Here is a 19,382-nt window from a genome sequence, read left to right on the forward strand (position 1 = left end):
GTGTCCGAGACGTTTCGCACCAACTTGACCCGCGCTGCGATTGGTGCCGCAGGAGCCGCTGCACTGGGTATCGGCTACGCATCCGGTATCGAACGCAACGCTTTCGCGTTACGCGAGGTGACCATGCCGGTCCTCGAACCCGGTTCGTCGTCGCTACGGGTCCTTCACCTGAGCGATCTGCACATGATGCCCAATCAACGGCTGAAACAGAACTGGCTCAGAGAGCTCGAACGACTCGATCCCGACCTCGTCGTCAACACGGGGGACAATCTGTCGCACCAGCGCAGTGTCCCAGCCGTGGTTCAGGCACTCGGCGATCTTCTGGCCAGGCCAGGTCTGTTCGTCTTCGGCAGCAACGACTACTTCGCGCCGAAGCCGAAGAATCCGTTCAACTACCTCACCGCGAAGAAGAAACGCATCACCGGCGAGCCGTTGCCGTGGGGCGACCTCCGGGCCGCGTTCACCGAACGCGGATGGCTGGACGTGACACATACGCGTCGCGAACTGGAGGTGTCCGGCATCCGGATCGCCACGGCAGGCGTAGACGATCCGCATCTGCATCGTGATCGCTACGACACCATCGCCGGCCCGCCCAATCCGCTGGCGCATCTCAAACTCGGCCTGACGCATTCACCCGAACCGCGAGTACTCGATCGCTTCGCGGACGACGGATACGATCTCGTCCTGGCCGGTCACACGCACGGCGGGCAGCTCTGCTTACCGTTCTACGGCGCGATCGTGACCAACTGCGAGCTCGACCGTTCACGAGTCAAGGGCCCGTCACGGTGGGGGGCGCACACCCAGTTGCACGTCTCCGCCGGCATCGGCACGTCGCCGTGGGCGCCGGCGCGCTTCTGCTGCCGCCCCGAAGCGACACTCCTGACGCTTGTTCCCGCCACTCGACGCGAACCGGAGCGTGCGAGCGCAGCCGATTCCCAGGCCACTCGGACGTCAGCTCTACGTAACTGAGCTGCGGATTTACTGCCTGCCCCTTCGGTAATGTAAGCTAGCCAAGGTTCGACACGGGGTGTGGCGCAGCTTGGTAGCGCGCTTCGTTCGGGACGAAGAGGTCGTGGGTTCAAATCCCGCCACCCCGACAGAACTGGAAGGCCCTCGGCCACCGTCACGGTGGCCGAGGGCCTTCTTCTTGTCGATATTCGAGTCCTCGACCCCCGGGCCGGACGTGGCTTCGCTGGAGAGAAAAACCCCGAACAGCGCGTCGGCGGCGCTCCCCGGCGCGCAAGCGTATCGAGAAGACCGTGGGTGGCGCGCGACATCGAACAGCCCGTAGTTGCTCACTGCAACGCCGATGACTGCGCCCGACGGCACCGACCAGCACCCCCCACGACACCGGCGGCATCGAGTCGGCGGCCGTCGCAGTCCCAGACCTCGTCGACGGTTCTCACCGCATCGAGCCGATCGATGTCACCGATGGACGAGGACGGGCCGATGTCATCTACAGGTCCGCGCTCACGCATCATGGCGCACCGCTGCCGGAAGCAACTGGACTTCAATAGAATTACAGCAAATCACAAGATTTGATCGAGTGCGAAACAGAACCCGATCAGAGCTCTCGACGAGAAGATCCACGCGGGCATGACTCGTTCTGCACCACCCGGAGCCTGCCGCGCGCTGGTCGGTCGAAATTTGGCATGTAGCATATTGTTTCACCGCATCAGACCGCCGAAATGGTCACCGTGCCCATTTTCGACGACACACCTTGCGCAGGACGCCCCAAACTGGTTCTGTGTGGTGTGCATCAAGGCCTCTGGCCCTGACAGATCGAATTGGCACCACAGCCGAGATCGTTCGCGATGTGAGCCGACAGCCTGCTGATCCTTCCCGAACAACCCGAACGACAGATGAACCCGGAATCCCGACCACGAACAGGTGGCATTGTCGGCGCCACTTCGACACGTAAACCTGCTGACGAAGCGAATCGACATCGCTGACCGAGCGCGCCTTGCGGGTGTTCACGGGAAGATTCGCTCAACCTTCGATCGCCAAAATACAAATCTGTCAGCGGATTTCATCTCGAAGTGACGTCCCAGCTGCGCCAAGCCAACAGATGCTTCACCAGCAGTCTCGATACAGGAGATTTACATGACACCGACGAGCACCCTCACCACCGCCATCGATACAACCGCGGTCTTCGATCGCAAGGATTCGAATCCCGAATTCCCGCACGAGCAAGTGATCTTCTGCGAGGATTCGGCGACTGGCCTGCGGGCCATCATCGGCATCCACTCGACCGTGCTCGGCCCGGCCCTCGGTGGAACCCGTTTCTACCCTTACGCCGACCACGGGTCTGCGTTGACCGATGTGCTGCGACTGTCGCGAGGCATGACCTACAAGGCGGCCGTTGCCGGCGTGGCGCTGGGCGGCGGTAAAGCTGTCATCATCGGCGATCCGGCGCAGGCGAAGACAAACGATCTCCTGCGCGCCTACGGCCGATTCATCGAAACGCTCAGTGGCCATTACATATCCGCCGGCGATATCGGCACCAGCTCCGACGACCTCGACATCATCGGCCAGACCACCGACCATGTTGTCGGCCGCTCGGCTACAGCAGGTGGGTCCGGGAACAGTGGCCCGATGACCGCGCTGGGGGTTTTTCAGGCGATGCGTGCTGCCGCGACATCGGTGTGGGGAGAACCAAACCTGTCCGGCAGGACTGTCGGTGTGGAAGGTCTTGGCAAAGTCGGCTCCGAACTCGTCTCGCTCCTCCACGCCAACGGTGCACGAGTCGTCGTCACCGACGTCAATTCGCATGCGGTTGAGCGAATTATCGCCAAGTATCCGGATGTGACCGCGGTGAAAAACATCGCGAGCTGCGAAATCGACGTCTACGCGCCCTGCGCCCTCGGAGGCACACTCACGGCAAGCTCGGCCGGGCAGATCAAAGCGCGAGTCGTCTGCGGTGCCGCGAACAATCAGTTGTGGACACCTGACGTCGACCAGATACTCCACAGCCGCGGCGTGGTGTGGGTTCCCGACTACGTCGCCAATGCAGGAGGCCTCATCCAGGTGGCGAACGAACGAGTGTCGTCGACTCCCGAATCTGTACGCAGTCAGGTCGAAAGCATCTACGACACGGTGCAGGCACTTCTGGATCAAACGAGTGCCGAGTCCATAACTCCTGGTCAAGCAGCTGATTTGATCGCCGAACAGCGTATCCGAGCTGGTCGCATTTCGTGAGGTCTCACTGTGCGGAAGGCGGCGCAGCATATCCCGATGCCAGGGCGCAGGCCTCGATGTCAGGACACCGCTGCATCCAGATCGACCGCCGCCGGCAGACTAGGTGAAATCGCCGGTCGCCCCGACTCGAAGTACGAATTCCTGCTCGGATCTCTGCCGTCACCCGGCTCGGAGCCTGCGGGCCGTGATCGCGCCATGAGGCCGGTAACCGCCCCCGGTTCGAGTGTGGGTCTCGATCACCTCGAATCCGGCGTCGGCCAACTCTGCGCCGAGTTCGGCCACCGGCCACCGGTAGCCGGTCGCAACGGCATGATCGAAAGGACCTCTGGTCGATCCTTCGAAGAATCCGACCAGTAACCCACCACCCGGCCGAATCACGCGCGCGAACTCCGCAAGCGGGATCTGGATGTCCTCAGGACTGTGGTGGATGAGTGAATACCAGGACAGCACACCACCCAACGACGCTGCCGCCGTGCGCAATGCCTCGAAGCTACCGACGTCGAAGGTGAGGCCGGGGTATTGCCGACGCGCATGCTCGACGAACTCGGGGACCACGTCGATCCCGTTCACGACGGCTCCGCGCCCCGCCATGAAACTCGTCCACTGCCCCGGTCCGCAGCCGGCGTCGAGCACCGGACCGGTCAAGGTGTCGGTCCACGTTCCCACCAGTTCTCGATCGGACGGGTGCGCAGAAGCAGTGGAACCGAAAAGTTCTACATACTCGTCGAACCTGGTCGAATACGACTCGCGGACGATCTCTTCCGACACAGTGGTCCCCTGTTCCATTCCGTCAACTTCGCCGGCTCCCGAGCTTCACGAAATGTTCCGCGTATCTGCCGTCGAGTAACGGCGGTCGAGGGGAATGTCACGACCGCGCCGAAGCCAGGAGAGGCAGGCAAATTGTTCTCACACAATATGATACGAAACCCGCCCGGCCGCAACAGGACGACGGTATCAGCCATCGCGGATCCCGCTGCGATACCGAAACTCTTTATGCATCATCATTTTTCGGACCCGACCAACCGAGAGCCGGGCCCAGCGCAGTAGCCATGTCCGTCAATATCTGCACATAGTCTTCGTGTTCGAAACTGAACGGCAACGCGAACGCCACCTCGTCCACTGCACGGAAGGACGCGTTGTCGTAGAGCATGTCTGCGATCTCGTCCGAGGTGCCGACAAGATCGGGTGCGAACATCATGCGGGCAGGCCCCTGCGGCGTCGTGGTACGTGGGAGCCTCGTCTGGGCATACTCCCGATACTTCGCGACCTGCTCGTTCGATGCCGAGTCCGTCGGAATGACTACCAGCCCTTGCGATACGCGCGCCGCGTCACCGTCGGGATGCCGGGCCCGGAAGTGCTGGATGTGCGAGAGCTGAATGTCGTCGAAGTCCGTTGATTCCTCCGCTCTGACCACGCTGCTCACCAACAGGTTCATCCCGGCCTCCCCGGCCCATTCGGCGGATCGCACACTCGCTCCGCCGTACCACATTCGACTACGCAGCCCTGGTGAATGTGGCTGCACCCGATTCGAATACTGCTCGAATCCTTCGGTTCCACTCCATTGCGATACCGATTGCCCCTCGACAGCGCGCAGGAGGCGCTGCACACGTTCGTAACTGAAGTCCTCGATGTCCGCGGTATCCGGGTAGAGCGTTTCCTTGACTCGTTCGTACTGCATCGGCAGCCCGACGCTGACACCTGGATTCACCCGGCCACCGGACAATATGTCGACCGTCGCGAGATCCTCCGCCAGGCGAATGGGGTTTTCCCAACCCAGTGGTGTCACGGCAGTTCCCAGGGAAATCCTTCGGGTGCGCTGTGAAGCGGCGGCCATGACCGCAATCGGCGAGGAAATCCCGAATTGAAGGTGCCGATGCCGCAACCAGGCGCTGTCGAACCCGAGCCGCTCGCCCAGTTCGATGATCTCCAGCGTCGACTCGTGCCCGAGCTCGGGTCGATGCTCGTCGAACAGACCGATCGTCAAGAACCCGAGATTCTGCAGTGGTGTGGAGCGAGCAGGCATGAAGACCCCTAGATCGGAGAGGAAGTGATGCGTTGTTGACCGTACAACCATCATATGGGCAAGGTTCGGGCCCCTGAAGACTCGGCGACATCGACCGTCTGCGATCCGTGCTCATCTTCGCCCGGGCGATAAGCTGGTCAGGTGGGTTCTGATCCAGATTTTGCGCACAACGACATAGCCAGCCGCAGCCGTCGCGAAAAAGCGGTCGGTCTCGCAAAATTTGCCTGGGATCGCGATATCAGCAGCACCGAATTGCTGGCTCTGCCAGACGACCGCCTCCGTAAATTGGCTCGGGCTGCGGGAGCTAACCCGCCGAGCACGCGGGAAACCTGGACAATTGCCGCCGACCTGCTCGATCAGAAGGAAATCTGGGCAGCGGCGCACCCGGATCGTCCCGAGACAGCCCGCGCGCATGCGGACGAGAAGATCATGTGGGTGAAGAAGCCGATCGAGCCCTGGCTGTGACAGCCGATTCGGTACAGCTGTGACAGCCGATTGGGTACAGCTGTGACAGCCGATTCGGTACAGCTGTGACAGCCGATTGGGTACAGCTGTGACAGCCGATTGGCCGCAGCGGCCAGTGGTCTCGAACCGAGTATCCAACTGGTCACTGGCGAGCGGCCGGGCGGGAGTATCGTCGCGGTGCCACGAATTTGCCGAGTGTCGATCGGATTTCGTGGGGAGAAGGCGAACGGGCGACCGGCTGCGCCGGAATCGAGTGGTCCGATGATGCCGCCGGTGTGCTGGTTACGCCGTTTCGAGATGCCTGCCGGCTGCTCCGACGCCACGCTGACAATCACCGAAACCGCAGGCTAGGCTGGCCTAATGACATCTCGCACTACACTTCGGGGTCGGACATCCGTCCGGGTGGCCATGATCGCGTTGGCGACAATTTTCGCCGCGACCGCCTGTGGCACGTCCGACGCGGGCGGTAACGCCACCGGTAATACCGACGTGGCTACGGGCGGCACGCTGTTCAGCACCGCCGACAGTGAAACCGCCAAGCTGGGCACCGACGCTGCCCCCGGCCAGTTTCCACGCACGGTCACCCACGCACTCGGTGAGACCGTCATCGAGAGCAAGCCCACCCGAGTGGTGGTGCTCGACAGTGGTGAACTCGACCAGGTTCTGACGCTCGGGATCACGCCGGTCGGTATCGCCAGCCCGGAAAGCGCGGCAGGCCAGCCGTCCTACCTGGCCGACAAGCTGTCGGGGGTACCGGATGTCGGTACCACCAACAACCTCAACCTCGAGGCGATCACCGCTCTGCATCCCGACCTGATCCTGGGCAGTAAGTTGCGCGCCGACAAGCTGTACTCGCAGCTGTCGGCTATCGCCCCGACCGTCTTCAGCATTCGCCCCGGTTTCCCGTGGAAGGAGAACTTCCTCCTCACCAGCGCCGCGTTGGACGAGCAAGCCAAGGCCGTCGAGGTTCTCAACGACTACCAGGAGCATGCCGATCGGGTGCGGCAGTCCATCGACGGTTCGCCTACCATCTCGCTGGTGCGGTTCATGTCCGGCAAGCTCCGTCTGTACGGCAATTTGTCGTTCATCGGTGTCATCTTGAAGGACGTAGGACTTCCCCGTCCCGCCATCCAGGACATCGACGAATTGGCTGTCGAGGTCAGCCCGGAGACGATTACCGAAGCCGAAGGCGATCGGATCTTCTACTCGAGCTACGGCAAGCCCGCAGATACCGGCCAGACCACAGTGGTCGCCGGGCCGTTGTGGGAAAGCATGAATGCCGTCAAGGAAGGTCACGCCGTGGAGGTCAGTGACGAGACTTGGTTCCTCGGACTCGGTCCGACCGGCGCGGGCCTGGTACTCGACGATCTGCAGGCAAAGCTCGGTAAGTAGCCCGATGAACAACGGCCGCCGTTCGACTCGTGGGAGTCGAGCGGCGGCTGTTTTCGTATCCGACTGGTTCTCACGATTGCAGTACGGTGCGATTATGCAATTCGCTTGGTTACGGCGTCCGCAGCCGCCTGCCCCGGTGGCGATCGACCTCGCCGACGTCCGCGAGCGGGCACGCGAACTGATCGCGCCCGGGTTCATGACATTCGACGAGGCCTGCGCGGCGGCCCGCGACCATGTCGACGTCGGCTACGAGGACGACGACAACGGTCGTCGAGTGGATACCGTCGTGCTGGAGGTATGGACTGAACGGCTCGCGGAGCAGAGCACCTGGACGAATCCCGGCGACTTTTCGCGGGTGGCGGCCGCGTTCGACGATCTCGGTAAGATGGGTATCCTCGCACGAATGAATTTCGCCTGCTGTGTGACGTGCGGCACCGCCGAAATCGATGCCGAGCGCACTGCGACGGAACCTGACGACATCGGCTATCGGTTCGCCGAGTGGGCGTACACGTTCTTTCACATGCAGGATGCCGAGCAGTTGGGCGACGAACGTGCCGATCTCTACCTGTCCTACAGCTCGTTTCGTCCGGCGCCCGATCTCGATCCGGTGTTGCTTTCGGCGGCCGCAAACGGTGATGCCGATGCTCGGCTGCAGGTGATCGCGCAGACCGATCAGGCCGTCGGCCGCCAGATCACCGACACTCTCCGGGCGCACGGTCTGCGGGTCGATTGGGACGGTGACCACAATCAACGCATACGTCTCATCGACGTGCAGTGGCACAAACCGCTACCGCAGTAGGAGATTCGGAGCAAAATCAGTGCTTCGACGAATCGAATACCGCGTAGACGGCTTCCGGTGCACCGTCGAAGGCGTTGACGGTCAACCAGATGGTCAGAAGGGTCAGGAGCGGCCCGATCACGATCTTCTCGGCGTTTCCGCCGGCCCGGATGGACAGGAACGACGGTAGTCGTTGTTCCCACCACCGTTTACCACCGAGTGGAATCAAAGGTGCCAGAAAGGGCACTCCCTCCTTGGTGATTGCGTCGCCGAGACAATGTGTGGCGCAACCGAGGGCCACGGCGACTCCGAGCCCGGTCGAGCCTGCGTCGGTGGGATACCACTGCCACGTCAGGGCGGAAAGAGCCAGCGAAACTCCCGATACCGCAAGCCACCCTTTCTCTTTCGCCAGTTCACCGGCCAATCCACGAATTGCCAATCCGAGGCAGAAGAACAACGTGATGATGATCGCGGGCTTTCCGAATTGCACCACCAACGTCGACACTCCGACTCCGAGGCCCGCGGCGAACAACGCCGTGTGCGTGAGCGTCCTGTGTCCACCCCGACGCTTACCATCTTTGCGTCCCTTGGTAATTCGATAGAACGCCACCGAGACTGCGTCGACTCCCTTGGCGAGCGCTTTGCTGAGCGGGCCGAACGAGCGCGACACCGTCGACTGGCCGGTATCGAGATCGGGAAGCAGTGCCGCCCCGGCGCACACCCCGGCAAAGGTCAGCGTTTCCGCAGTGGAGGTCGGTCCGCCCCAGTCCAACGGCAGCAACTCGGCAACCACCAGCCCCACGGCAGCACCGGACATTGCGTGGGTGGGGCCCATGACCATGAAACACAACACCTTTCAAAACGCAACTGGTTCCGAGCATCCAACGCTCGGAACCAGTCACCACACCCGTGACGCCGTCGGCGGCAGCCTCGGCGTGTATGCCGGGGCTACCCCAGAACGTAACAAATCCCACCGACAGGCCGCGCCTGCCGTCAGCCGACTACTGCGCACACCCCGGCGTCGCTGTCGGACGGAACAGCCTGCGCGGTCTGGAACCCCTCGACGTTGAGGTTCTCGGGCAACGTCCCCTGCCACTCGACGGACTCGTCACCCTGCTCGGGCAGGGCTTCGATGATCTGGAGACCGTCCGGCAGTGCCTGGGAGGGCAACGCCTGGATCACTGTGCCGTCGTCGATGAGTTTCTGCAGCTCGTCGTCGGAGATGGTCGCGATCGAAGCGCACGACAGCTCCAGTGAGGCACTCGGCGCTGTCGACCGAGTCCCGTCGACGGCTTGTACGGCCACCGGAGATCCTTCGGCGATGGGGTTCGACGCCCAGGCGATTCCCGGTACCATGACCATGCCCAGTGCTGCCATGGATGCCACCACCGCACCGGTTCGGCGGGCCTGCTTACCGTTGAGTGTCATTCGCGTCATCGTTCTCTCCTCGATCTGGACTGCTGTGGTTTCTCGGTGCGCTTGCATCCGATGAACTCGAAGTTATGGACGTGACACTGCGGTTCCGTTGTCGCTTTCTTAGGAATTGGTGAGAATGCACTCGCACTGCCCTTGCGCAGTAGCCACGACACGGCAGTTCAGGGCGGTACCGGCAGCTCAGCGGACCTACTCGTGGCCTCGCCTGTCCCGACGCCGATGGCAATATGGCCCTGGTGAGCACATCCGAGCACATTCTGATCGTCGACGACGACGCCAAAGTGTTGGCCTCCCTCGAACGCGGGTTGCGCCTGTCCGGCTTCGAAACGGAAACCGCGACGGACGGTCGATCGGCATTGTCGTCGGTGAACAATCGCTGCCCGGCTGCCGTGGTCCTCGACGTCAACATGCCCGGCCTCGACGGCGTCGGGGTGGTGACGGCGCTGCGTGCGATCGGCAACGACGTCCCGATCTGTGTCCTGAGCGCCCGTAGCTCCGTAGGTGATCGCATCGCCGGCCTGGAGGCAGGCGCAGACGACTATCTCACCAAACCTTTCGAACTGGCCGAGTTGGTGGCCAGGCTTCGGGCGTTGCTTCGGCGTACGACGCAGACACCGCCGAGCATCGAGCGTCCGATCACCGTCGGGCCGCTGACGGTGGATCTGCCCGGCCATCGAGTTCACATCGCCGGCGAACGTGTCGAGCTGACCAAACGCGAATTCGATCTTCTCTCGGTGCTTGCCGAGAACGTCGGTACGGTGCTCAGCCGCCGGCAACTTCTACGCCTGGTCTGGGGGTACGATTTCGCAGCCGACACCAACGTCGTCGACGTGTTCGTCACTTATCTGCGTAAGAAACTCGAGATCGACGGGGCGCCACGGGTGATACACACCGTGCGCGGCGTGGGATTCGTGCTGCGGGCTCAGCGATGAAGCGTTCACTCTCGCTACAAGCCCGCGTGGCCATTGCATCGGGATTGGCGGCCGGCATCGTCATTGCCGCCGTCGGCGTCGCTTTTGCGGTGTTCTTGCGGGTCAACGGTTCCGAGCAGTTGGATCGCACCTTGAATTCGGTCACCCTGGGGGTTCCGGCGGATTCGACGTACGCGCTGCGGGCCGAGTCCGTCACGCCGATGCAGCCGGCGCTTCCGTGGGATCCGACTGAACCCGCACCGGTATCGCAGTACACCAACGAATCCACCGTAGCGCCGGCGGATGTGATTCGCACTCGAGATGTCGCAATCACCGGAGAGAGCGGGATCGCTCTGGCGGTCAGCATCCCCGAAGATCCACTTACCCAGGCAATTAAAGAGCAGCAATATCAGGTCGCCACGGCGGCAGTGGTAGCGATTCTGGCCGCATCGGGACTGGGTTGGATTCTCACCGGCCGGGCCGTCCGCCCGCTCCAGCAGTTGACCCGGACCGCCAGCTCCATCGGCAACAACCTCGACGTCGACGGATTGTCGCGCCGCGCACCGTCTATTCGCGGCACCCGCGAAGCCGAGGATCTGTCCGAGGCGATACACAGCATGCTTAGCCGAATCGAATTGGACCGCAATCGAACCGAGCAAGCCCTCGAAGCGGCGCGCGACTTCGCCCGGGTATCTGCACACGAGCTGCGCACCCCGTTGACATCGATGCGCACCGATCTGGAAGTTCTCGCGACCCTGCAACTGACCGAGCCGCAGCGACGCGAGTTGTCCACCGAACTTCTGGCCGCTCAACGACAGCTCGAACGCACCCTGACAGACCTCGAGACACTCGCCCTGGGAGATGTCGCCGATCCGGGCGACTGTGCGGCAGTCGACCTGGCGGAGGTGGCGGATCGTGTTGCCGCAGAATCACGTCGGCTTCATCCCGGCATCGAGATTCGGCTGACGGTGCCGGACGAACTGACAGTGCGGGCGTTTCCTGCCGGGATCCGCCTCGTGTTGACCAATGCCGTCACCAATTCCGTTCGGCACGGCTCTGCCGACACCATCGAGATCATCGTCCGCCCTGGTGCAACCGACGGTTCGGCGACAATCTACGTCGACGACGACGGAGCGGTGATCGATCCGGCCGAGCGTGAGGCTATGTTCGATCGCTTCGTCCGAGGAACAGCAGCTTCCGAGGGAAGCGGGCTCGGACTCGCACTGGTGGCCCAGCAGGCACATCTACACGGCGGCCGAGCCTGGCTCGAGGAAAGTCCACTCGGCGGCACCAGACTGGCGTTCACGATCAACCCGGTCTGACGCGCTCCGAACAGATGCGGACCGCTGCAGCGGAATCCAATTCCACTGCAGCGGTCCGCATCCGAATATCACTTACCGCCGGCGCGCACACCTTCTTCGACGCGCTTACCCAGATCCGGGTCGACGTTCTTCCAGTATTCGAAGACCCGCAGCAGCACGTCTTCACTGACGCCGTCGGATGCATGGCCGACGATGTTGCTCACCAGACGATCGCGTGCCGCGTCGTCGAGAACCTCACGCACCAGGGTGCCTGCCTGCGTGAAGTCGCCGTCCTCGGCGTGCTCGATGTATCCGGCTCGGACGGCTTCGCCGTCGAAGGACCACAGGCCTTCGTCACCGGCCACCGAAGGATCGGCGTGTGGTCCGCCGTAGGAGTTGGGTGCGTACACCGGCGTCGACGGCGAATTGAAGCTGTACCGCATCGCACCCTCCTTGGAGTAGGAGTTCACTTCGTTCTTGGGCGCGTTCACGGGCAGGTCGGCGTAGTTGGTGCCGATACGGTACCGGTGCGCGTCGGCATAGGAGAACACCCGGCCGAGTAGCATCTTGTCCGGGCTGAATCCGATGCCCGGCACCACATTCGACGGCTCGAACGACGCCTGTTCGATCTGTGCGAAGAAATTCTCCGGATTGCGGTTGAGGGTCCACTTGCCCACCTCGATGAGCGGGTAGTCCTTCTGCGACCACACCTTGGTGAGATCGAACGGGTTGAACCGGTAGCCCTGCGCCTCGTCCACCGGCATGACCTGAACCTTGAGAGTCCAGCTCGGGAAGTTGCCGGCTTCGATCTCGTTGTAGAGGTCGGCGCGGTGGTAGTCGGGGTCGGTTCCGGCGAGGGTGTCGGCCTCGGCCTGGGTGAGAAATTCGATACCCTGATCGGTCTTGAAATGGTACTTCACCCAAAAGCGTTCACCGGCCGCATTGACCCACTGGTAGGTGTGGGAGCCGAAGCCGTCCATGTGACGCCAGCTCTTCGGGATGCCACGGTCACCCATGAGCCAGGTCACCTGGTGCGCTGTTTCCGGGCGCAGCGTCCAGAAATCCCACTGCATGTCGTGATCGCGCAACCCCGAGCCCGGCAGTCGCTTCTGCGAACGAATGAAGTCGGGGAATTTGATGGCATCCTTGATGAAGAACACCGGCGTGTTGTTACCGACGAGATCGTAGTTACCCTCGTCGGTGTAGAACTTCAACGCGAAGCCGCGTGGATCTCGCCACGTATCGGGGCTGCCTTGTTCACCGGCAACGGTGGAGAAGCGAACCAGTGACTCGGTTTTCTTACCGGGCTGCAGGAAGTTCGCCTTGGTGTACTTGCTGACGTCGTGGGTGATGACCAGTTCACCGAAGGCACCGCCGCCTTTGGCGTGAACGATGCGCTCCGGCACTCGCTCACGATTGAACTGCGCGAGCTTTTCGATCAGGTAATGGTCGTGCAGGAGTACCGGGCCTTGAATTCCTGCTGTGAGCGACTCGTCGTCGCTGGCCACGGCGATACCGAAATTGTTGGTAGTGGGCTTGGTCATGGCGAAGCCTCCTGGCATCGAGTTGGCTGTGCTTCAGAGCAGTGGGACTGCTCCCGAACCGAGCGCATGCGAGGCACGCACCGGGGCTGGTTCGGGTTTCCGAGGAGCATCATCGAGGTTCTGAGAATCCGCTTCCGGCGCAACGGCCGGTTCGGCCGTGTTCTTCTGGCAATCCACACAACGACCCCAGAAGACGACCTCCGCTTCGTCGATCTCGAAGCCGTGACTGTCGGACGGCTCCAAGCAAGGAGCTTGTCCGACAACACAATCGACGTCGACTACCGACCCGCACTGACGGCAGACCAGATGATGATGATTGTCGTCCGTCCTGGTTTCGAATCGAGCAGGCGAGCCTGCCGGTTCGATTCGTCTCAGCAGGCCTGCATGGACGCATGCCTTGAGCACGTCGTACACGGCTTGAGTGGATACGGATCCCAGCTGTTGCCGCACTTGCACAGCAACAGAATCGGCGTCCGAATGCGGCTGGGCTGCAACTGCATTCAGGACCGCGAGACGAGGTGCGGTAACCCTGAGCCCCGCAGCGCGCAATTGCGCCCGGGGGTCGAAGTCACCTTTTTCTTCTCGCATGTCAACCAGTATGCGCGCTTTCTGGAATTAGTCAAGAAAAGGATTACCTAACTAGACTGGTGACCGGGCTCACAACGCGGCGGAACTCACCCGGAAACGAACCAAAGGGCTTTTACCGTTTTGTCGGTCTCGTTACGCAGACGGTGCGGAACATTGCCCGCGAGATGTATCGCCTCACCGGTCTTGAGCAGTCGACGGAGCCCGTCGATGTCGATGGTCAGGGTGCCCTCGAGCACATACCCGTAATCGTCTCCGGAGTGCGTCTGCGGTGCATCTCCCGGCGCGGAATCAGCACCCGGCTCGTACTCGGTGAGCAGGAACTGGATGTGATGATTGTCCGGCACGTTCCCCAGTCGCTGCCATCGAACGCCCGAGCGGAAGGTCAGGCAGTCGGCCACACTGGCGTCTTCCGGTGTCCGGGCAGCGGGATGCGGCTGCGAGTCACGATCCTGGTCGACGTTGTTTCCGAGCAGATCGTCGAGCGAGAGATTCAGTTCCGTGGCAATCGCGAAGAGGGTGCTGACGGCGGCCTGGCTCTGGCCGAGCTCGAACTGGGAAAGGAAAGACGGGGACACACCGAGACGCCTGGCGAGTTCCCGTACCGGGATGCCCTGCTTCGTTCGCTCGGCTCGAACCGTCTTGCCCACGGATGTGCCCAAACCGCTGTCCTCCGTCTTTTTCTTCCGCGTCGATGTCTTCGTCGCGGTCGTGCTCCGCACCGAAGAATCGGCCTTTTTCACCGGAGCCGTCTTCGACGCGGCCTTCTTCACCACGGCCGTCTTCGGCGCAGCTTTCTTCACCACGGCCGTCGTCGGCGCGACCTTCTTTGCCGCTACGACTTTCTTCGCGGCCGACTTCTTCGCGGTAGCTTTCTCGGCAACCGATTTCCTCGGCGACACAGCCGACTCCGATGTACCGCGTGATGCCGCACTACGTGCTGATCGTGCGCCTGATGCCGTCATCTACGAGCTCGCTTCCGTCAGTCGGGGGGACCGTCTGTGCGTTCAAGACTAATGCCCCGCGCAGAAGGAACTTCTGGACCTTCCCACTCTCCGTCCGAGGAAGTGCGGAAACGATCTCGACCCGCTCGGGCGCTTTCTGCACGGCAAAGCCTTCGGCGAGCAGGAAGTCTCGAAGATCACCGACACTCGGCGGCCGCGTGTCGGCCACGACGAAAGCGCAAGCCCGCTCGCCGAGTTCGTCGTCCGGGTATCCGACCACCGCAACTTCGGCGACCGCCGGGTGCCGTTCCAGCGCCCACTCCACTTCGGCGGCACTGAACTTCTCGCCGCCACGATTGATGATGTCCTTGATCCGAGAGGTGATCGTGACGCGCCCCTGCTCGTCGACGAGGGCGACGTCGCCGGTGCGGAAGAATCCGTCGGCGGTGAACGAGTCCTCGTTGAGGGTGGCGTCGACGTAGCCGACGAACAGCTCCGGGCCTCGGACCAGCAGTTCACCGGTGTCGTCGAGCGCGAGTTCGTTGCCACCGATCAGTGGGCCTTCGTTCTCACTCTGCCCGTCGACGTCCCCGAACGGATCGCCCATCACCAGTGTCGGCAGTTCAGTCGAACCATACGTACGTACTACGGCTGTGCCCATCTCTCGATGTGCGCGGCGCACAAGCTCCGGCGGGATGCCGGCGCCACCGCAGACGAATCTGGTCAGGCTGGATCGACTCAGAATGCTGCTCGCGTAGGCATCGGCGAGCCCCCGGAGGAATGGCGTCGCACTGACGGTGAAGGTGCATGCTTCCTTCTCGATCAGAGCGAGCGCGGCGGTCGGTTCCCACCGCTGCATCAGAACGGTTGCACACCCCGCTGCGGCCGGAAGTACCACGGCGTACGAGATGCCGGTGATGTGCGCCAGCGGTGACGGCATGAACACCCGATCGTTCGCATCCACTCCGCAATGGGAGATCATGGACGCGCTCTCCGCGACGAGAGTGCGATGGCTGTGCAGCACGCCCTTGGGGGCCGAGGTGGTCCCCGAGGTGTAGAGAATCAGCGCAATGTCATCCGGTTCCGCTTGACAAGTGTGGAATTCGACTCCACTACCGAAGCCGATCAAATCCGAGAAGGTGGTTCGCCGCACTCCCCCTCGACCGCGAACCTCGACCAGCAGGATGCCCCGGCGGCTCTCCTGAATGAGCGCCTGCAACTGATCGGCATGCCGGTATCCACGGAATTCGGAGGGTGCCACGATCACCGTCGGGGACACCTGTTCGATGATGAAGGAAAGCTCGTGGGCCCGATAGATCGGCACCACCGGCAACAACACTCCGCCGGCCAACCACGTACCCCACGCGGCGACGAGGGACTCCCACCAGTTGGGGAGTTGTACCAGTACCACCTCGCCGGGCTCGAACCCCGTGGCGTGCAACGCTCCGGCAAAATGACGTGCAGCATCGAGGAGTTCACTGAAGTCGAGCCGTGAGTCCTCGTCGACTGCCGCCAGGGCCTTCGGAAAGGCGCGCTGAGCGCGCTGCAGAAGCTCGGGCAAGGTCGGACCGGAAGCGGCGGGAGCGATCTCGCGTGTTGCGCTCAGCACGACATCACCCGCTTCACTGCCGTCACGATGTCGTCCGGACCGGCCTCCCATTCACGTTCGAGCAGTGGGGCGTACGGAGCGGGCGAGTATCGTGCACCCACCCGGACCACCGGCGCGTCGAGCGAATGGAAACCCGAATCAACGGCGATCGCTGCGATTTCGGCGCCGACACCGAAGTCGACGACGGCTTCCTGGGCGATCACCATCCGATTGGTCTTGCGGAACGATTCGAGGATCGTCTCGCGGTCGAGCGGCGCGATGGTGCGCAGATCGATCACCTCCGCCTCGATTCCCAGTGCCGCCAACTCGTCGGCGGCAGTCAGTGCATGTGTGGCCATCCGCGACCACGACACGATCGTGACGTCGGTACCCGCCCTGGTGACGGCGGCCTTGCCCAACGGAACCCGGAAGCCTTCGCCCGGAATCGCGGACTTCTTCTCGTACAGCAACCGGTGTTCTACGAACATCACTGGATTGTCGTCTTCGATTGCAGCCCTGAGCAATCCGTACGCATCTGCGCCGGAACTCGGCATCACCACGATCAGACCGGGAATGTGCGCCAGCAGCGCTTCGAGGCTCTGCGAATGCTGCGCCCCGGACGAGCGTCCCGAACCGAACTGGGTACGCACCACCAGTGGGAGTTGGACGGCCCCACCGGTCATGAAGCGCAGCTTGGCAGCCTGATTCATCAACTGGTCCAAGCAGACTCCGAGGAAGTCCAGATACATGAGCTCGACGACAGGCCGACGGCCCGCCATGGCACTACCGATCGCCAAACCCATGATCGCGGACTCCGAGATCGGGGTGTCCAGTACGCGACCCGGATACTTCGCCGCCAGCCCACGGGTCAAACCGAAGACGTTTCCGCCTGCCACGTCGATACCGGCCAGGAACACGTCGGGATTGCCGGCCAGCGCATCGTCGAGGGCCTGCTTGATGATTCGCGACTGCGACACAACGGCCCCGTCCGGGTCGGCGAGGATGCCGGTATCCACCAGAGGTGACGGAGAATAGATGTAGTCCATGACCGTCGAGATGTCGGGCTGCGGTGACGCTCTCGCAAAACGCTCGGCTTCGTCGACGACGGCGAGCACACGAGCGTCGACCGACTCGATCACGGACTGAGCAATTCCCCTCTTCGACAATCGAACTCGACTCACAACCAATGGATCTGCCGCGAGTACGTCGCGCGCCATCTGCTCCTTGTCGCGATACACCTGCGGATCGCCCTCGTAGTGCCCGTGCACACGCAGTGTTCGCACCTCGACGAACACCGGACCGTTGCCGGCGCGCACCTGCTCGAACACGGGGGCGATACCGTCGGCCACGGCCTCGACGTCGTTGCCCGGCAGAATGATCGATTGCATACCGTATCCACCAGCTCGCGCAGAGATGGCGACCGGGTGCTGGTCTTCGGTGGACGAAAACTCCGAGTAGCCGTTGTTCTCGCAGAGGAAGATGATCGGCAGCTTCCAGAGCGACGCCAGGTTCATCGCCTCGTGGAACGCGCCGGTGGCGATAGCGCCGTCGCCGAAGAATGCGACCACCAAGTCCGATTCGCCACGCTCGCGCAAGGCGAACGCCGCGCCGACGGCGATCGGGAGCCCGGCGCCGACGATGCCGTTGGCTCCGAAAATCCCCAGCCTCGGATCCGCCACGTGCATGGACCCGCCGCGACCGTTGTTGGCCCCGGCTTCCTTACCCATCAACTCGGCCATCATCCGATCGGGCTCGAGCCCTTTCGCCAGTACGTGGCCGTGACCTCGGTGGGTCGAGGTGATCACGTCACTGACCCGTGCATGCATCAGGGCGCCGACTGCGCAGGCTTCCTGACCGATAGAGGTGTGGACGAATCCGGGGATGGTGTCGCCCTTGTAGAGCGCCGCGATGCGCTCCTCCATGAGCCGGATCAACAGCATCTTCTCGTAGGCCTGTAGTGCTTCTTCGCTGTTCACAACCGGGGGCACCTCCAATGATGCTGCGCTCGTTGTCAATACGTACGCAGTGCGTAGCGGGGACTATACCGACGAAAAATACCCACTGTCCAGTGGCACTTGACAAAGCCTGTGAGGTGACTCACGATTGGCGAGTACTTCGGATCCGCGACGTTCCTTCGACCGATCAGCCGACACGCATCGAGCCGACGCCGTAATTCCCACGGCGAGAAGACCGTCCGTTTTCTTTACCTTTTTCTTCCGTTCAGCTTCATCCCGTTACATGAGGAGTCACGCAATGCGCCGTGAAGATGTCGAATTTTCCAGCGACGGAGTCACCGTCCGCGGCTGGCTGTACCGTCCCGACACCGACGAGGACGTTCCAGCCGTCGTACTGGCTGGTGGCTGGTGCTACGTCCGTGAACTGGTCATGCCGTACTACGCGGAGGCCTTCGTCAACGCCGGCATGGCTGCGCTGGTCTTCGACTACCGCAACCTGGGAGTCTCCGACGGCGCACCCCGCCAGCACCTCGATCCCAAGCAGCAGATCCGCGATTATCAGAACGCGCTGAGCTTCCTCGAGCGCACCGACGGTATCGACAACGACCGTCTCGGAGCCTGGGGAATCTCCTACTCCGGTGGACACGTCATGATCCTCGCCGCCACCGATCCCCGCGTGAAGGCGATCGTCTCGCAGATTCCGGTGATCGACGGCTACCGAAACATGCGCCGAATCCACGGCACCATCGGCTACCGCAAGCTCTGGGACGCCATCCTCGAAGACCGCAAGCTGCGCTACGACGATCCCGAGGCCCGCCTGCACATCCCCCACGCGAGCGAGAATCCGGAAGAAGAACTGTCCTCGTGGCCGTTCCCGGAAACCAAGACCACCTTCGCTGCGCTCCAGGCGACCGAGGCCCCGCTCTACCAGAACAGCTCCACCATGGAGTCGGTCGATCTGCTGCTCGACTACGACGTCAACTACTTCGTCCCGCGCATCCTCAACACCCCGTCGATGATGATCGTCGCCGAGGGTGACGACTTGACGCTGTGGGATCTGGAAATCGACAGCTTCAACAACATTCCGACCACCAAGAAGGAATTGGTCGTACTGCCCCACACCTCGCACATGACCCTCTACAGCGATCAGTCCAAGCTCGCCGTCGCTGCCGAGCACGCATCGCGTTGGTTCAGCCGGCACCTGTCGGCGAAGTAGTCGCCCCTCCCCGCTTCATTCCCCCATTCGAGAACACCTCGTGAACAC

Annotated in this window: 18 protein-coding genes and 1 tRNA gene; 9 read left to right on the forward strand and 10 right to left on the reverse strand. The window is 62.5% G+C overall.

All coding sequences use genetic code 11. The features are described from left to right. Window positions 1–969 carry a metallophosphoesterase gene (locus ABH922_RS22010; RefSeq protein WP_424808937.1) on the forward strand — a complete coding sequence of 323 codons (969 nt, stop codon included), beginning with the start codon at window positions 1–3 and terminating at the stop codon, window positions 967–969. A 54-nt stretch (window positions 970–1,023) separates the two neighbouring features. Then, a tRNA-Pro gene (locus tag ABH922_RS22015) sits at window positions 1,024–1,097 on the forward strand. A 198-nt stretch (window positions 1,098–1,295) separates the two neighbouring features. On the opposite strand, the gene ABH922_RS22020 is transcribed toward ABH922_RS22015, so the two are convergent. Next, window positions 1,296–1,481 (reverse strand): hypothetical protein, encoded by a 186-nt coding sequence (locus ABH922_RS22020; protein ID WP_424808938.1) that lies wholly within the window; start codon window positions 1,479–1,481, stop codon window positions 1,296–1,298. A gap of 622 nt (window positions 1,482–2,103) precedes the next feature. Between ABH922_RS22020 and ABH922_RS22025 the strand changes: the two genes are divergently transcribed. Next, window positions 2,104–3,198, forward strand: coding sequence for a Glu/Leu/Phe/Val family dehydrogenase (locus tag ABH922_RS22025; RefSeq protein WP_424808939.1), 1,095 nt, complete (start codon window positions 2,104–2,106; stop codon window positions 3,196–3,198). A 159-nt stretch (window positions 3,199–3,357) separates the two neighbouring features. Here the strand turns inward: ABH922_RS22025 and ABH922_RS22030 are convergent, their stop codons facing one another. Further along, window positions 3,358–3,984, reverse strand: coding sequence for a class I SAM-dependent methyltransferase (locus ABH922_RS22030; protein ID WP_424808940.1), 627 nt, complete (start codon window positions 3,982–3,984; stop codon window positions 3,358–3,360). A 205-nt stretch (window positions 3,985–4,189) separates the two neighbouring features. Further along, the gene (locus tag ABH922_RS22035; protein WP_424808941.1) at window positions 4,190–5,221 is read right to left on the reverse strand and encodes an LLM class flavin-dependent oxidoreductase; all 1,032 of its coding nucleotides are present in this window, start codon (window positions 5,219–5,221) and stop codon (window positions 4,190–4,192) included. A gap of 141 nt (window positions 5,222–5,362) precedes the next feature. On the opposite strand from ABH922_RS22035, the gene ABH922_RS22040 reads away from it, so the two are divergent. The 3 genes from ABH922_RS22040 (at window position 5,363) to ABH922_RS22050 (ending at window position 7,877) form a co-directional block, all read left to right on the forward strand. Continuing rightward, window positions 5,363–5,686 carry a hypothetical protein gene (locus ABH922_RS22040; RefSeq protein WP_424808942.1) on the forward strand — a complete coding sequence of 108 codons (324 nt, stop codon included), beginning with the start codon at window positions 5,363–5,365 and terminating at the stop codon, window positions 5,684–5,686. A 360-nt stretch (window positions 5,687–6,046) separates the two neighbouring features. Then, entirely contained in the window at window positions 6,047–7,078 is a 1,032-nt protein-coding gene (locus ABH922_RS22045; protein WP_424808943.1) for an ABC transporter substrate-binding protein, read from the forward strand. 94 nt (window positions 7,079–7,172) lie between these two features. Then, window positions 7,173–7,877, forward strand: a complete 705-nt coding sequence (locus ABH922_RS22050; RefSeq protein ID WP_424808944.1) for a DUF6891 domain-containing protein — start codon at window positions 7,173–7,175, stop codon at window positions 7,875–7,877. Window positions 7,878–7,893: 16 nt separating this feature from the next. Here the strand turns inward: ABH922_RS22050 and ABH922_RS22055 are convergent, their stop codons facing one another. Both ABH922_RS22055 and ABH922_RS22060 read right to left on the reverse strand, forming a co-directional pair. Continuing rightward, window positions 7,894–8,697, reverse strand: coding sequence for a metal-dependent hydrolase (locus ABH922_RS22055; RefSeq protein WP_424808945.1), 804 nt, complete (start codon window positions 8,695–8,697; stop codon window positions 7,894–7,896). Window positions 8,698–8,849: 152 nt separating this feature from the next. Beyond that, a complete protein-coding gene (locus ABH922_RS22060; protein WP_424808946.1) occupies window positions 8,850–9,293 on the reverse strand; it encodes a light harvesting protein subunit alpha in 444 nt (147 codons plus the stop codon). Window positions 9,294–9,517: 224 nt separating this feature from the next. Here ABH922_RS22060 and ABH922_RS22065 point away from each other — a divergent pair, with 224 nt between their 5' ends. Continuing rightward, a complete protein-coding gene (locus tag ABH922_RS22065; RefSeq protein ID WP_424808947.1) occupies window positions 9,518–10,222 on the forward strand; it encodes a response regulator transcription factor in 705 nt (234 codons plus the stop codon). Then, window positions 10,219–11,523 carry a sensor histidine kinase gene (locus ABH922_RS22070; protein ID WP_424808948.1) on the forward strand — a complete coding sequence of 435 codons (1,305 nt, stop codon included), beginning with the start codon at window positions 10,219–10,221 and terminating at the stop codon, window positions 11,521–11,523. The genes ABH922_RS22065 and ABH922_RS22070 overlap by 4 nt, the downstream gene beginning before the upstream one ends. A gap of 68 nt (window positions 11,524–11,591) precedes the next feature. On the opposite strand, the gene ABH922_RS22075 is transcribed toward ABH922_RS22070, so the two are convergent. From ABH922_RS22075 to ABH922_RS22095, 5 genes are all read right to left on the reverse strand, one after another. Further along, on the reverse strand, window positions 11,592–13,046 hold the full coding sequence (locus tag ABH922_RS22075) for a catalase (protein WP_424808949.1): 1,455 nt from the start codon (window positions 13,044–13,046) through the stop codon (window positions 11,592–11,594). Window positions 13,047–13,079: 33 nt separating this feature from the next. Continuing rightward, window positions 13,080–13,634 carry a Fur family transcriptional regulator gene (locus tag ABH922_RS22080; protein WP_424808950.1) on the reverse strand — a complete coding sequence of 185 codons (555 nt, stop codon included), beginning with the start codon at window positions 13,632–13,634 and terminating at the stop codon, window positions 13,080–13,082. A gap of 86 nt (window positions 13,635–13,720) precedes the next feature. Continuing rightward, window positions 13,721–14,533 carry a helix-turn-helix domain-containing protein gene (locus ABH922_RS22085; RefSeq protein ID WP_424808951.1) on the reverse strand — a complete coding sequence of 271 codons (813 nt, stop codon included), beginning with the start codon at window positions 14,531–14,533 and terminating at the stop codon, window positions 13,721–13,723. A 31-nt stretch (window positions 14,534–14,564) separates the two neighbouring features. Continuing rightward, window positions 14,565–16,184: an AMP-binding protein gene (locus ABH922_RS22090; RefSeq protein WP_424808952.1), complete on the reverse strand. Its 1,620-nt coding sequence runs from the start codon at window positions 16,182–16,184 to the stop codon at window positions 14,565–14,567. Further along, the gene (locus ABH922_RS22095) at window positions 16,178–18,139 is read right to left on the reverse strand and encodes an alpha-ketoacid dehydrogenase subunit alpha/beta (RefSeq protein ID WP_424808953.1); all 1,962 of its coding nucleotides are present in this window, start codon (window positions 18,137–18,139) and stop codon (window positions 16,178–16,180) included. Before ABH922_RS22095 ends, ABH922_RS22090 begins: the two co-directional genes overlap by 7 nt. 277 nt (window positions 18,140–18,416) lie before the next feature. Between ABH922_RS22095 and ABH922_RS22100 the strand changes: the two genes are divergently transcribed. Beyond that, window positions 18,417–19,334: an alpha/beta hydrolase gene (locus ABH922_RS22100; protein ID WP_424808954.1), complete on the forward strand. Its 918-nt coding sequence runs from the start codon at window positions 18,417–18,419 to the stop codon at window positions 19,332–19,334. The last annotated feature ends 48 nt before the right edge of the window (window positions 19,335–19,382 follow it).

The organism is Rhodococcus sp. 27YEA15, from assembly GCF_049739425.1.
Classification (GTDB): domain Bacteria; phylum Actinomycetota; class Actinomycetes; order Mycobacteriales; family Mycobacteriaceae; genus Rhodococcus_F.

Excerpts from the sequence above, each read along its gene's own strand:
- ABH922_RS22020 (WP_424808938.1), bottom strand. The coding sequence starts at position 1,481 with ATGATGCGTGAGCGCGGACCTGTAGATGACATCGGCCCGTCCTCGTCC.
- ABH922_RS22025 (WP_424808939.1), top strand. The coding sequence starts at position 2,104 with ATGACACCGACGAGCACCCTCACCACCGCCATCGATACAACCGCGGTC.
- ABH922_RS22030 (WP_424808940.1), bottom strand. The coding sequence starts at position 3,984 with ATGGAACAGGGGACCACTGTGTCGGAAGAGATCGTCCGCGAGTCGTAT.
- ABH922_RS22035 (WP_424808941.1), bottom strand. The coding sequence starts at position 5,221 with ATGCCTGCTCGCTCCACACCACTGCAGAATCTCGGGTTCTTGACGATC.
- ABH922_RS22045 (WP_424808943.1), top strand. The coding sequence starts at position 6,047 with ATGACATCTCGCACTACACTTCGGGGTCGGACATCCGTCCGGGTGGCC.
- ABH922_RS22050 (WP_424808944.1), top strand. The coding sequence starts at position 7,173 with ATGCAATTCGCTTGGTTACGGCGTCCGCAGCCGCCTGCCCCGGTGGCG.
- ABH922_RS22055 (WP_424808945.1), bottom strand. The coding sequence starts at position 8,697 with ATGGTCATGGGCCCCACCCACGCAATGTCCGGTGCTGCCGTGGGGCTG.
- ABH922_RS22060 (WP_424808946.1), bottom strand. The coding sequence starts at position 9,293 with ATGACGCGAATGACACTCAACGGTAAGCAGGCCCGCCGAACCGGTGCG.
- ABH922_RS22065 (WP_424808947.1), top strand. The coding sequence starts at position 9,518 with ATGGCCCTGGTGAGCACATCCGAGCACATTCTGATCGTCGACGACGAC.
- ABH922_RS22070 (WP_424808948.1), top strand. The coding sequence starts at position 10,219 with ATGAAGCGTTCACTCTCGCTACAAGCCCGCGTGGCCATTGCATCGGGA.
- ABH922_RS22075 (WP_424808949.1), bottom strand. The coding sequence starts at position 13,046 with ATGACCAAGCCCACTACCAACAATTTCGGTATCGCCGTGGCCAGCGAC.
- ABH922_RS22080 (WP_424808950.1), bottom strand. The coding sequence starts at position 13,634 with ATGCGAGAAGAAAAAGGTGACTTCGACCCCCGGGCGCAATTGCGCGCT.
- ABH922_RS22100 (WP_424808954.1), top strand. The coding sequence starts at position 18,417 with ATGCGCCGTGAAGATGTCGAATTTTCCAGCGACGGAGTCACCGTCCGC.